Origin of the sequence: Kocuria sp. BT304 (genome assembly GCF_003290245.1) — a bacterium.
Classification (GTDB): domain Bacteria; phylum Actinomycetota; class Actinomycetes; order Actinomycetales; family Micrococcaceae; genus Kocuria; species Kocuria rhizophila_A.
The window spans coordinates 1,833,055-1,845,665 of record NZ_CP030039.1; the positions used below are offsets into that span (position 1 = coordinate 1,833,055).

Sequence of the window (12,611 nt, forward strand, 5' to 3'; positions counted from 1 at the left end):
GGGTGATCCGTGCAGATCGTCAGCATCAGCAGCCTCAAGGGCGGGGTGGGCAAGTCCTCCGTGGTCCTGGGGCTCGCCTCCGCCGCGCTCGAGGCCCGAATCCCCACCCTCGTGGTAGACCTCGACCCCCACGGGGACGCCTCGACCGCCCTCGGTGTCCACGCCCGCCAGGGTCGGGACGTGGGCAGCGTGCTGCGTCGGCCCCGCAAGGGCGCGCTCGGCGCCGTCGCCGTGGCCTCGCCCTGGGCCGCGCACCCCATCACGCCGGACACCTCCACCGAGGGCCCCCGCGCGTGGGCCCCCGACGCCGCCCGCACCACGCGCGTGCCGGTGCTGGACGTGGCACCCGGCTCCGCGGCGTCGTCCCACCTGGACCACGCCTCGTTCAAGCCCCGGGACCTCAAGCGGCTCGAGACCGCGCTGCGCGGACTGGACCGCTACGAACTGGTGTTCATCGACTGCCCGCCCACGCTCAGCGCGCTGACGCGGATGGCGTGGGCGGCGTCCCACAAGGTGCTCTCCGTGGCGGAGCCGTCCCTGTTCTCGGTCGCGGGCACCAAGCGCACCATGAGTGCGCTCGCGCAGTTCGAGGGCTCCCGCGTGTGGGCGGTCCCCGAGGCGGGGGTGGTGGTCAACAAGGTGCGGGAGGACTCCCAGGAGCAGCAGCACCGCATGGGTGAACTGCGGGAGCTCTTCGGTCCGCTCGTGGTGGAGCCCGTGCTTCCGGACCTCGCGGTGATGCAGCAGGCGCAGGGTGCCGCGTGGCCCGTGCACCGCTGGCCCGGCGCCCCGGCGCAGGACCTCGCCGAGCGCTTCACGGCCATCCTGGAGGGGCTCACGCGCTGAGCGCGGTGACGGCATCTTGTCCGGCCCTGGGGCCAGGGTCGGACGGTACGCCCGAGTGCTCCACGGCGCCGTCGTCCGCCGCGGCTGCTTGACGTGACCGGTGGTCGACCGTGGACGCCGGTTTCGGCACCCGCCGCGGCCGGGGTCTTCCCCGCACGGCGATCCGCCGGGCACCAGGGGACGGACGACGCCGCCCGGCCGGCCCGGTCGGTCAGCCCGCGTTCTGCTTCTTGTTCCGCCGCGCGCGGCGCGCGGAGAGCTCGTCCTCCGGGAACGACCCGGCCTCGGCGGCGGTGTCGAGGGCGGTGTGCTCACCGGGCATCGAGGCGAGAGTGGTCTCGACCTCGCGCCACACCCGGCCCACGGCGATGCCGAACACGCCCTGACCGCCCTGGACGAGGTCGATGACCTCGTGGGGGGAGGTGCACTCGTAGACGCTCGCGCCGTCGGACATGAGGGTCAGGCGGGTGAGGTCCTCGATGTCACGCAGCCGCAGCGCGCCCACGGCGGAGCGGATCTGCTGCAGGGACACCCCGGTGTCGAGCAGCCGCTTGACCACCTTGAGCACCAGGATGTCGCGGAAGCTGTAGAGGCGCTGGGACCCGGAGCCCTTGGCCCCGCGGACGGTGGGTTCCACCAGGTGGGTGCGAGCCCAGTAGTCGAGCTGCCGGTAGCTGATGCCCGCGGCCTTGCACGCGGTGGGTCCGCGGAAGCCCACGGTCTCGTCGAGCGCCGTGAGATCGTCGGTGAACAGCATCTCCTGGGTGCCCCCCGCGAGGGAGGATGCGCTCAACCGTGCCGCGTCCAGCGGCAGCTCCGGATTGCTCAAGCGTCCTCCTCGTGCATGGGGTGGGTGACTCGTGCCCACCGTGATCCCCTGACGGTAAACCGCGGGGTGTGGTGGGTCAAAGACATCGGTCGCGGGGGCGGCCGTGTCGTTCAGCCTACTCCCCCGCCCCGCGCGGAGCCCGGATCAGGACTGGAAGTCCTCGGGGTCCACGTGGTCCAGGAAGTCGCGGAACTCCCGGACCTGCGCCTCCGCCTCCCGCGGGGCCGCCGGGGACTGCTCCCGCAGCTCGCCGTCCGCGCTGAGCACGAGCCCGGCCTCGTCCAGCACCGCGGCCGCGCACCGGATGGGGCAGGACGTGCGGGCCGCGAGCGCGAGGGCGTCGGAGGCCCGGGCGTCTACCACGGTGGCGTCGTCGAGGGACACGGCCGCGTGGAACACGGTGTCCTCCACGGTGTGCACCACCACGCCCGTCACCCTGCGTCCGAGGGCGTCCACGACGGAGAGCAGCAGGTCGTGGGTGAGCGGGCGCGGCGGCTCGATGCCCTGCAGCGCGAACACGATGGACGTGGCCTCGTTGGTGCCCACCCAGATGGGCAGCCGGCGGGGGCCGTCGACCTCCCGCAGCACCACCACGGGCTGACCCGTGGGCACGTCCATGCGCACGCCCGCGATCTCCATCCGCACGTCCGCGCTCACCGGGTGCCCCCCGGGGACTCAGCGCCGCGGCCTTGCGGAGCCCGCGCGGCGGCGGGGTGGGCGTACGAGATCTGGGAGCGCGCGGCCCCGGCAGACCGGGACTGCACGTGCGCCGACTCGTGGTGCGAGACCTGCTCCCGCGGGTGCCGCTCTTGCGGATCCTGCTCCTGCGGGGGCTGGAGGGAGCGGACGGTGTCATCCACCTGGGTGTGCACCACGGCGGACATCACCGACAGGCACAGGGAGGCGATCTCCCGGGCGCGCTGCACCGCCGTGCGCCGGGTCTCGGGGTCCCGCCGGGTGCGCAGCGGGGACACACTGCCGTCCACGAGGGCGACCACGCGTTCCGAGGCACCCCGCAGCACCCGCAGGTGCCGGGGCTCGATGCCGTAGCCGCCCAGCTTCACGGCGGCCACCGCCACGCTCAGCGCGTGCTCGTCGAAGGCACCGGAGTGCTCCACCACGAGACCGTGGGTGAGCAGCTCGCGCAGCAGCGGGATGTCCGCACCCGAGCGCGCCGCGAGCTCCCGCAGCGAGTACCGCGCGGCGGACTGTGGTGTGGGCAGCTCGCGGGCAGCGTCGTCGTGCCCGTCACGGCCGGGGGCCGAGGGGGGCTGCTGCCGCTCGGCGCCCCGGGCGGGGTCCTCCCCGCGGTCCAGGCGCTCCCGGATGACCCGCAGCGGGAGGTAGCGCTCCTGCTGCAGGTTCAGCACCGTGGTCAGCCGCTCGATGTCCGCCTCGGAGTACTTCCGGTAGCCGGACGCCGTGCGGTGGGGGCGCACCAGACCCTGGTCCTCGAGGAAGCGCACCTTGGAGGCGGTCAGGTCCGGGAAGCTCTCCTGCAGACGGCGCAGCAGCGCCCCGATCCCCACGCGCTGGGGCTGCGACGGCTCGGTGTTAGGCATGGAGGAGGTCAGGAGCCGTTCTGCACGGAGTGGTAGAACGTGAAGCGGAACTTCCCGATCTGCACCTCGTCCCCGTTCTCCAGCAGCTTGGTGTTCACCCGGTCCCCGTTGACGTAGGTGCCGTTGAGGGAGGCGTGGTCCACGATCTCGAACGTGGTGCCGCGGCGGATGAACTCGGCGTGGCGCCGGGACACCGTGACGTCGTCCAGAAACACGGAGCACGCGGGGTGCCGTCCGGCCACGACCTCGTCCCGGTCCAGCAGGAACCGGGCACCGGTGAGACCGCCGTTGGTCTCGAGCAGCAGGGCGGATCCCGGGGGCAGGGACGCCACGGCGTTCTGCTCGCCCTCGGTGAGCTTGTGGTGCGCGGCGGTGGAGAGCACGTCCGCGACGATCTGGATGGACGTGGTCTCCGGACCCGACTGGGAGCCGGAGTTCTCGTGGTTAGACATGGGTTCCCCTCACCTCACGTGGAGAATGTGCAGTTAGTCCAGCAGCTGCTGGTAGGCCTGGGCGTCCAGCAGCTGGGCGGTGGCGTCCTGGGACTCCACACGCACGGTGAACAGCCAGCCGGCCTCGTACGGGGCCTCGTTGAGCAGCCCGGGGTTGTCCGCGAGCTCGTCGTTGACGGAGACGATCTCGCCGGTCACGGGGGCGAAGAGGTCGCTCACGGACTTGGTGGACTCGATCTCACCCACCACGTCCCCGGCGGTGACGGTGTCCCCGACCTCGGGGAGCTGGACGAAGACGACCTCACCCAGCTCGCTCTGGGCGTGGTCGGTGATGCCCACCTTGAAGGTGCTGTCCTCGGAGAGGTCCTGGACCCACTCGTGCTCTGCCGTGTACGCGAGTTCCGCGGGAATGTTGGTCATGCCGGTCAGTTTAGGGCACGTATGCGGCAGTAGCACTCATCACACGCGTGTGTGTGGAGCACAACCTTTTCCGGCACCGCCCGCGACCGCGTGCGAACCCGCCCGAGGGGTGCCCCCGGCGCCGCGGCCGGTGTACCGTGGCTCGGTGCCCATCACCGAGGCTTTCCGCCAAGCGGCCATCCGTATGCAGACGCACCGCTCCCGGATCCGCCGGACCGTGCCCATGATGAAGTCCCGCCCGGATCCGTTCCACCTCCACGAGCTCACCCCGGCGCGCTCCGCCCGGCTCATCGTCCTCGCGTTCCTGCTGGCGCTGCTCACGGGCACCGGGCTGCTCATGCTGCCCCCGGCCACGGCGGCCCCGGGCGGCACCGACCTGCTCACTGCGGCGTTCACCGCCACCTCGGCGCTGTGCGTCACGGGGCTGGTCACGGTGGACACCGCCACCTACTGGACGCCGTTCGGGCAGGTGGTGATCGTGTGCCTCATCCAGGTGGGGGGCCTGGGGGTCATGACCTTCACCACCATGCTGGGCATCCTGCTGGCCCGGAAGTTCGGGCTGTCCACCCGGCTGCTGGCCAACGCGGAGACCAAGTCCCGCGGGGGTGCGCGGCAGGTGGTCGCACGGATCGTGCTGACCACCCTGGTGATCGAGTGCACCGCCGCGGCCGTTCTCTTCCTGCGGTTCCTGCTGCACTACCACTACCCCCCGGGGCTCGCGCTCGCCCACGGGGTCTTCCACGCGGTGTCCGCGTTCAACAACGCCGGCTTCGCGCTGTACTCCCTCAACGTGGTGGACTTCGCGGCGGACCCCGTGGTGCTGCTGACGCTGTCGGCGGCGGTGATCCTGGGCGGTCTGGGCTACCCGGTGCTCAACGAGCTGCGCCGCCACCTCACCCTGCCCCGCCGGTGGAGCATGAACACGCGTCTCGTGCTGCTGGCCACACCCGTGCTGCTGCTGGGCGGCACCCTGTTCCTGGCCCTGCTGGAGTGGAACAACCCGGCCACGCTCGGACCGCAGGCGCCGGCCGTGAAGGTGCTCAACGCGTTCTTCCAGTCCACCATCTCCCGCACGGCCGGCTTCAACAGCATCGACATCTCCCAGATGCACCCCGTCTCGTGGCTCGGCATGGACATCCTCATGTTCATCGGCGGTGGCCCCGCGGGCACGGCGGGGGGCCTGAAGGTCACCACGTTCGGGGTGCTGTTCTTCATCGCCCTCACGGAGATCAAGGGCGGCGCCGCCGTTCCCGTGCTCGGCAAGCAGCTCTCCCGCTCGGTGCAGCGCGAGGCCATCACGGTGGTGGTGCTCGCGACCGGCGCGGTGATCGGCGGGAGCATGCTGATCATGCTCACGGACACCTCCCTGGGCCTGGACCGCGTGCTCTACGAGGCGGTCTCGGCGTTCTCCACCGTGGGCCTGAGCACGGGCATCACTGCCACGATCGCCCCGTTCGCGCAGTGCGTGCTCATCGTCCTGATGGTCATGGGGCGCCTGGGCCCGGTCACGGTGGCCGCGTCCATCGCGTTCGGGCGCCGCCCGCCCGCCTACGAGCTGCCCAAGGAGCGCCCGCTGATCGGCTGACTCCCGCCGCACCGACGACGACGCCGCCCGGCCCGGTCCCCTGCCCCGCCGCGGCGCCGGACGTCGGCCCGGCATCCACCCCGGCCCGCCCACGGCGGTCCGCCAAGACCCGCCCACCGCCGGCACCCACGACCCGAGGAGCACGAAACATGTTCGGATCCCACCCCGCAGAGTCCCCCAGCCGGGGCATGTCCAACGCCGTGGCGGTCATCGGGCTGGGCCGCTTCGGCGGCGCCCTGGCCCTGGAGCTCATGCGCAACGGCACGGACGTGCTGGGCATCGACCACAGTGAGGCCACGGTGCAGCGCTTCAACGGCAAGCTCACCTCGGTGGTGCGCGCGGACGCCACGGACGAGGAGGTGCTGCGCGAGCTGTCGGTCAACGAGTTCGACCGCGCCGTGGTGGGCATCGGCTCGGACATCCAGGCGAGCATCCTCACGGCGTCCCGGCTCGTGAAGTTCGGCTGCCCGGGGATCTGGGCCAAGGCCATCACCGAGCCCCACGCGGAGATCCTCACGCAGATCGGGGTGCAGCACGTGGTGAACCCCGAGAGCGACATGGGCACCCGCGCCGCCCACCTGATCCAGCACCGCATCCTGGACTTCGTGCCGATCGACGAGGGCTACGCGCTGGTGCGCTGCACTCCCCCGGAGCCCATCCAGCAGCGGCCCATGGACCTGCTCAACGTGCGCCAGCACCTCGGTGTGTCCGTGGTGGCGGTGTGCCGTCCCGGGGGCCAGTGGGAGCCCATCGAGCCCGGGACCATGCTCTACGACGACGACCAGATCCTGGTCACCGGCCCCACCCGGAAGGTCGAGCACTTCTCGAACCTGACGTGAGGCGCGCCCGGACCGCGGCCGCAGGGCTCCTGCCCCCGGCGTGCGGCCCCGTCCTCCCACAACCGCCCGCCCTGTGGCGCCCGCTCCCCCGAAAAGCGCCCCTCATACGAAGCGCGTGAGACGACGCCGCTCGGGTGCTCCGGGCACGCCGTCCCCCGCCGCGCGCGGGAGGGTGTGGAGCAGGGACCGGACCGGGGCGGCGTCGTCCCGGGCGGGTCCGATGGCCACCACCACCGAGTGCGGCGGTGCGTCCAGGGCCCGGGACGCGCGCTCCACCGTGACGTAGCCCGCGACCGAGTGGGCCACGAACCGCTGGAGACCGCGCGGGGTGCGCACGTCCACCACGGCCTTGATCCGATGCACCTGCCGCGGCGGATCCTCCAGCAGGTCCGCGAGCGCGGCGGGGTCCACGGCGGCGTCGACGTCCAGCGTGGCGGCGCGGTGGTGGACGTGGTGCTCGTGGTGCTCCCGTCCGAGGGGCTCGCCCACCTCCCACAGCGGCAGCTGGCCGCTCTCGGGCTCGGTGCGCTCGGCCACGTCGAAGAACAGCCGCGGGTCCACCGCCCCGTGGGGCGCCTCCAGCACCGTGGTGTGCGGATTGGCCCGCAGGATGCGCTCCCCCAGGCTCGCCACGTCCTGCGGGGCCGCGAGGTCCGTCTTGGTCAGCAGCACCACGGCCGCGGCCCTGACGTGCTGCGCCAGGTCCCAGCCGCCGGACTCCGCGTGGGGCACGTGGGCGGCGTCGACCACCTCCACGAGCCCGCCGAAGCGCACGGTGGCCACCGTGCTGCCCAGCACGAGCTGGATCAGCGCCGGGGGTTCGGCGATCCCCGAGCCCTCGATCACGATCGCGTCCAGCTCCAGGGCGGGCCGGGACAGGGTGCGCAGGGCGTCGTCGAGCTGGCCGGGGTCCTCGATGCAGCACAGGCACCCGCCGGCGATCGACACCGGCTCCGCCACGTGCCCGGCCACGAGGGCCGCGTCCACGTTGACCGCGCCGAAGTCGTTGACCACCACCCCGATCCGCGCGTGCCCCGTGGCCAGCAGGTGGTTCAGCACGGTGGTCTTGCCGGCGCCCAGGTAGCCGGTGAGGATCAGCACGGGAACGGTGCGGGGCACGGGGGTCCTTCCTGTCCGGTGGCCGGGCGGGCCGCAGATACACTCGGGGCAATTCTCGCAACAGGAGGTCCCGTGGACGAACTGACCCTGCTCGCCGTGGCCGCGGTGGTCCTCGTGGTGGCGGTCACCAGCATCTCGGACCGGGTGGGCGTGGCCGCCCCCATCGTGCTGGTGGTGCTGGGGGTGGGGCCGAGCCTCGTGCCCGGGGTGCCCACGGTCACGATGGACCCGGACGTGGTGCTCAGCGTGGTGCTGCCCCTGCTGCTCTACGCGGCGGCCGTGAACATGCCGGCCACGGACTTCCGCCGGGACCTGGGGAGCATCACCGCGCTGTCGGTGGTGCTCGTGGTGGTCTCGGCGTTCGCGGTGGGGCTGTTCCTGTGGTGGCTGCTCCCCGGACTGGGACTCGCCGCGGCCGTGGCCCTGGGTGCGGTGGTGAGCCCGCCCGACGCGGTGGCCGCGACCTCGATCGGCAAGCGCCTGGGCCTGCCCAACCGGCTGGTCACCATCCTCGAGGGAGAGGGTCTCGTCAACGACGCCACCGCCCTGGTGATGCTGCGCTCCGCCGTGGTGGCCACCTCGGGGGCCATCAGCGTGGGCGGGGTGCTCGCGGACTTCGCGTACGCCGTGGTGGTCGCGGTGCTCATCGGGCTCGCGGTCGGCTGGGTGTCCGTGCAGGTCCGGGCACGGCTGGACCAGCCCGTGACGAGCACCGCGATCTCCCTCGTGGTCCCCTTCATCGCGTTCATCCCGGCCGAGCACGTGGGCGCCTCCGGGGTGCTCTCGGTGGTCGTGGCCGGTCTCGTGACCGGCATCCGCGCGCCCCGCCGGCTCTCCTCCCAGGCCCGCGTGGCGGAGCGCACCAACTGGCGCACGGTGCTGCTGCTGCTGGAGCACGGGGTGTTCCTGGTGCTCGGGCTGCAGATCACCCTGATCCTGGACGAGGTGCACGCCGGAGGGTTCAGCGTGGGCACGGCCCTCTGGCTGGGCGTGGCGGTCACGGTCCTGCTCTTCGTGCTGCGCCTGGGATTCGTGGCACCCCTGATCGGGCTGCTATCCCGCCAGCAGCGGCGTGCGGCGGGCACGTCCCGCTGGCTCGACGCCGCGTCGGAGCGCTTCGACAACGCCGTCGCCCGCTTCGAAGGCCACCCGCAGGTCACGGAGAAGCGGGTGAGCTCGGTGCGGCGCTCCCTCACCCGGCGGCAGGCCGATGCCACGTTCTTCAGCAACGAGGGCGTGGGCCGACGCGGCGGGCTGGTGCTCGCGTGGTCCGGGATGCGGGGCGTGGTCACGGTGGCCGCCGCCCAGACCCTGCCCGAGGACATGGCCTACCGGCCGCAGCTGATCCTGATCGCGTTCACGGTCGCGGTGCTCACCCTGGTGGTGCAGGGCGGCACCCTGCCCCTGCTGATCCGGGTGCTGGGCATCCGCGGCTCGGACGAGGAGGAGCTGCAGCGCGAGCTCACGCGGCTGGTCAACACGCTCTCCGCCGCGTCCCAGGACCTGCTTGACTCCCCCGAGCTGCACCGGGAGGACGGCCAACCCTTCGACGAGAAGACGTTGGAGATGGCGCGCCGGCGCACCCGCACGCTTCCGGAGTCGGCGAGCACCGAGACGCTGCGGACCTGGACGTCCGCACGGCAGGAGCAGCAGGAGCTGCACCGCAAGCTCATGGAGGCGCAGCAGGACGCCCTGCTGGACGCCCAGGCCTCGGGGGTCTACCGATCCCAGACCGTGGCGGCCGCCCAGCGGTTCCTGGACCAGCGCAACATGATGCTCGACTGAGGCAGCCGGGGCCCGCCCGGTTCACCCGTGGCACCCGTCGCGCTCGTGTTCCAGGCACGAGCGGCCGGTCCCGGCCACCGGCCGGACACCACGCCCCGTACCTCACCCGCCGCGGATCACGCGCCCTGTCTCACGCGCCCGCGGCGCCGGGGTCAGCCGAATCGCTCGGCGTGCCCTGAGCGGTCGTGGCGTCCGCGGCCACCCGCAGCCGGTCCACGGCCTCCACGACGGTCTCCGGCGCGCACGCGAGGTTCATGCGCGCGAAACCCTGCCCCCCGGTGCCGAACGTGGGCCCGGAGGACAGCGCCACCCGGGCGTGGTCCGCGGCGTGCTCCGCCGGGTCCTCGCCCCACCCCAGGGCCCGCATGTCGAGCCACGCGAGGTAGGTGGCCCGGCCCCGGCGCAGCGTCACCTGCGGCAGCTTCTCGGCGAGCTCACGCTCCAGGAGGTCGATGTTGGACTGGATCACCTCGATCGTGGCGTCCAGCCAGTCCGTGCAGTGCAGGAAGCCCTCGCGCGTGGCCAGCAGCCCCATGATCCCGGTGCGGTAGGACACCGCGTCCGGCACCGCGGCGAGCCAGCGCGCCATGGGCTCAGAGTCCACCACGAACATGGCCGCCTTCAGCCCCGCCAGGTTGAACGCCTTGCTCCCGGAGGCCGCCGCCACCCCGTGGTGGCGCGCCGCCGGGGACACCGAGAGGTACGGGGTGAACGTGACGCCCTGGTGGGTCAGCGGCGCGTGGATCTCGTCGCTCACCACATGGGCGCCGTGATTCTCCACGATCTCCGCGAGCTCGGCCAGTTCCTCGCGGGAGTGCACGAGGCCCAGCGGGTTGTGGGGGTTGCACAGCAGCACGGCGCGCGCACCGGCGGCCAGGGCGGCGTCGATCCCCGCTAGGTCGAGGCGGTACGAGGCGCCGTCGTCCTGCAGCGGCACCTCCACCGGGTGGCCGCCGGCCTCGGCGACCAGGGCGTAGAACGGCGCGTAGACGGGCGGGGTGAGCACCACGCCGTCCCCGGGCCCGATCAGCCGGCGCAGCGCCTCCACGATCACCACGGTGACGTCCGTGGTGTACACGATCCGCTCCGGGTCCGGGCGCCAGCCCCAGCGCGCGGCCGCGAAGTCCGCGTACGCCGTGGCGGCACCCCGGTCCGCCGTGGCGGCGTAGCCGGTGTCGTTGTTCGCCACCGCGGCCTCGAGAGCGGCCTTCACCGCGGGCGGCGTGGGGAAGTCCATCTCCGCGATGAACATGGGCAGCACGTCCTCCGCGTAGCTGCGCCACTTGGTGCTCGTGCGACGGCGCAGGGAGGGCATCTGGTCGGCGGTGGTCATGAGGTCCTTTCAGGCGCGCGGCGGGCGTCAGGACTGCGTGAGCTTGCGGGCCTGGTCGAGCCGCAGCCGCTCCAGCGTCCTCTCCTGCTCCAGGGCGCGCGCGTGCAGGTCCCGGAGCATATCCGTGTCCAGCCTGTCGTCCGGGGCCTCCAGGAGCAAGCGCCAGCCCAGAGCCTTCATGTGCACGGCGGCCACCAGGGCCTCCAGCTCCTCGATGTCGGACAGCGGCGAGCGCCTGCTCAGCCGCTCGTTCGGCTTCAGCCGAGCCGCCTTCTCCGCAGCCTTGGCGGGCAGGTCCTTCAGCACGGCGGGCTCCACGCCCACGGCCGCCATGATCCGCTCCAGCGCGGCCTGATCCTGCTCGACCTCCCGAGCCATCCGCCCCACTTCCTCCCGCACCGTCTCGTCCCCGTGGAACTCGGCCACGCGGCGGAACGCGGCTACCCCCCCGGCCGATCCCGCGTGGTGGTCCTGCAGGTAGGTGGTGATCACGCTGCTCATGGTTCTGCCTCTCCTTCGGTGCTGATGTGTCGGTGGTTCCAGCAAAGCACCCCGCGGGCCCGGTGGCCACACCCGGGCGGGTAGCGGTGGCCGCGGACGACGCCGCTGGGTCCCGGCCCAGCGTCACCGCACCCGGGTGCCCCGGCACCAGGAGTCCAGGGTCGCCCCGGTGCCGGGAGTCCAGGGTCGCCCCGGTGCCGGGTGCAGTCCGGGCCCGGCCGCGGTGTTGACGACCGGACCCGGACCGGCGCGTCATACTGGAGGCAGCGCGGCGGGGCACCACGCCCGCGCCGCGGGCCGCCACCGCTGATCTGGGGGGATCATGACACCGAAGACGTTCATCGACTTCACGGCACCGAACGGTCTGAGCTCCTGGCACCACCTGTGGGAGAGTGGCACCGCGGGGTTCCTGTACTACTTCGACGGCGACTACTGGGACCTGGAGGACACCTCCATCAACTGGCCCGATGAAGGAGACCTCGCGCGGCTGGCGATCGCGGCGCAGGCGCGGGACCTCATGTTCGTGGCCGTGAACTCGCCGGACGAGGACGGCTCCGGCGACGGCTACACGTGGTGGGAGGACTGCAAGGCGAACGGCAAGTACTTCCGGGCGCTGCACGAGCACCTCGTGGCGCGGCACCCGGAGGTGGACGCCTCGAACATCTGGCTGGTCGGCTACAGCGGCGGCGCCGAGTTCATCACGTACGAGCTGCTGGACCGTGGCATAGAGGGGATGTCCCACGGCGGTGCCGTGATCGTCGGGGGCGGCGGGGCCAACGCGCCCGTTGCGCGGAAGAAGAAGGCCCGGCCATGCATCGGCAACACGGCCATGCACTGGTGGGTGGGCGATCAGGACGTGGACGGTGCCACGAACCCGCCCGAGTGGAGCGCGCTGGGCGCCGCTGAGGAGGGCGTCGCCGCGTTCCAGGCCGCGGGTTTCGACACGAACCTGCACGTCCTGCCGGGCGTGGACCACTCCGGGTACGACGCCGTGGCATGCCTTTCGCACGCACTGCCCGCGGTCTCGCGCAAGGCGGGCCTGCGCGCTGCACTGACCGACGGGTGGGTACGGCTCACGCGGGACACGTGAGGCTGGCTAGGCTTCGAGCGTGGAGACCCTCTCGGCACTGATGCCCTCGCTCGTGGGTGTCGCGGTCCTCGCGGCCGTGGCCACCACCGTCTTCGTGCTCTACCGCGTTCCGCGGCCGTGGGCACCGGTCTCGGCCATCGCCCGGGGTGCGGTGCAGCTCGCGGTGATCAGTGTGATCCTCACGGGCGTGATCGGGCAGCCGCTGCTCATCGCCACCGCCCTGGTGGTGATGTTCCTGGTGGCCTCCACG

At 72.5% G+C, this 12,611-nt stretch carries 13 protein-coding genes; 5 read left to right on the forward strand and 8 right to left on the reverse strand.

Features of this window, described 5'->3' with window-relative positions:
- Positions 1–9: 9 nt before the first annotated feature.
- Positions 10–846, forward strand: a complete 837-nt coding sequence (locus tag DNL27_RS08110; protein ID WP_012398573.1) for a ParA family protein — start codon at positions 10–12, stop codon at positions 844–846.
- A gap of 211 nt (positions 847–1,057) precedes the next feature.
- Here DNL27_RS08110 and DNL27_RS08115 read toward each other — a convergent pair whose 3' ends face one another.
- The 5 genes from DNL27_RS08115 to gcvH all read right to left on the reverse strand — a co-directional run bounded on the left by DNL27_RS08115 (position 1,058) and on the right by gcvH (position 4,109).
- The gene (locus DNL27_RS08115) at positions 1,058–1,603 is read right to left on the reverse strand and encodes a MerR family transcriptional regulator (RefSeq protein ID WP_229567378.1); all 546 of its coding nucleotides are present in this window, start codon (positions 1,601–1,603) and stop codon (positions 1,058–1,060) included.
- Positions 1,604–1,819: 216 nt separating this feature from the next.
- Complete coding sequence (locus DNL27_RS08120; RefSeq protein ID WP_012398575.1) at positions 1,820–2,332, reverse strand: bifunctional nuclease family protein; 513 nt, start codon at positions 2,330–2,332, stop codon at positions 1,820–1,822.
- Positions 2,329–3,237 carry a MerR family transcriptional regulator gene (locus tag DNL27_RS08125; RefSeq protein ID WP_112235233.1) on the reverse strand — a complete coding sequence of 303 codons (909 nt, stop codon included), beginning with the start codon at positions 3,235–3,237 and terminating at the stop codon, positions 2,329–2,331. The genes DNL27_RS08120 and DNL27_RS08125 overlap by 4 nt, the downstream gene beginning before the upstream one ends.
- An 8-nt stretch (positions 3,238–3,245) precedes the next feature.
- A complete protein-coding gene (locus tag DNL27_RS08130; protein ID WP_012398577.1) occupies positions 3,246–3,689 on the reverse strand; it encodes an FHA domain-containing protein in 444 nt (147 codons plus the stop codon).
- A gap of 33 nt (positions 3,690–3,722) precedes the next feature.
- Positions 3,723–4,109, reverse strand: coding sequence for a glycine cleavage system protein GcvH (gcvH, locus tag DNL27_RS08135; RefSeq protein WP_012398578.1), 387 nt, complete (start codon positions 4,107–4,109; stop codon positions 3,723–3,725).
- Positions 4,110–4,254: 145 nt separating this feature from the next.
- Here gcvH and DNL27_RS08140 point away from each other — a divergent pair, with 145 nt between their 5' ends.
- Both DNL27_RS08140 and DNL27_RS08145 read left to right on the forward strand, forming a co-directional pair.
- Complete coding sequence (locus tag DNL27_RS08140; protein WP_041297633.1) at positions 4,255–5,694, forward strand: TrkH family potassium uptake protein; 1,440 nt, start codon at positions 4,255–4,257, stop codon at positions 5,692–5,694.
- 149 nt (positions 5,695–5,843) lie between these two features.
- Positions 5,844–6,533, forward strand: a complete 690-nt coding sequence (locus DNL27_RS08145) for a TrkA family potassium uptake protein (protein WP_112235234.1) — start codon at positions 5,844–5,846, stop codon at positions 6,531–6,533.
- Between the two features lie 102 nt (positions 6,534–6,635).
- On the opposite strand, the gene DNL27_RS08150 is transcribed toward DNL27_RS08145, so the two are convergent.
- Positions 6,636–7,652 carry a GTP-binding protein gene (locus DNL27_RS08150; protein WP_112235235.1) on the reverse strand — a complete coding sequence of 339 codons (1,017 nt, stop codon included), beginning with the start codon at positions 7,650–7,652 and terminating at the stop codon, positions 6,636–6,638.
- 72 nt (positions 7,653–7,724) lie between these two features.
- On the opposite strand from DNL27_RS08150, the gene DNL27_RS08155 reads away from it, so the two are divergent.
- Positions 7,725–9,437, forward strand: a complete 1,713-nt coding sequence (locus DNL27_RS08155; protein ID WP_112235236.1) for a sodium:proton antiporter — start codon at positions 7,725–7,727, stop codon at positions 9,435–9,437.
- Positions 9,438–9,567: 130 nt separating this feature from the next.
- Here DNL27_RS08155 and DNL27_RS08160 read toward each other — a convergent pair whose 3' ends face one another.
- A complete protein-coding gene (locus DNL27_RS08160; protein ID WP_112235237.1) occupies positions 9,568–10,770 on the reverse strand; it encodes a MalY/PatB family protein in 1,203 nt (400 codons plus the stop codon).
- A 27-nt stretch (positions 10,771–10,797) separates the two neighbouring features.
- Positions 10,798–11,271: a hypothetical protein gene (locus DNL27_RS08165; protein WP_239494296.1), complete on the reverse strand. Its 474-nt coding sequence runs from the start codon at positions 11,269–11,271 to the stop codon at positions 10,798–10,800.
- Between the two features lie 322 nt (positions 11,272–11,593).
- Between DNL27_RS08165 and DNL27_RS08170 the strand changes: the two genes are divergently transcribed.
- Entirely contained in the window at positions 11,594–12,361 is a 768-nt protein-coding gene (locus DNL27_RS08170) for a hypothetical protein (RefSeq protein ID WP_112235239.1), read from the forward strand.
- The last annotated feature ends 250 nt before the right edge of the window (positions 12,362–12,611 follow it).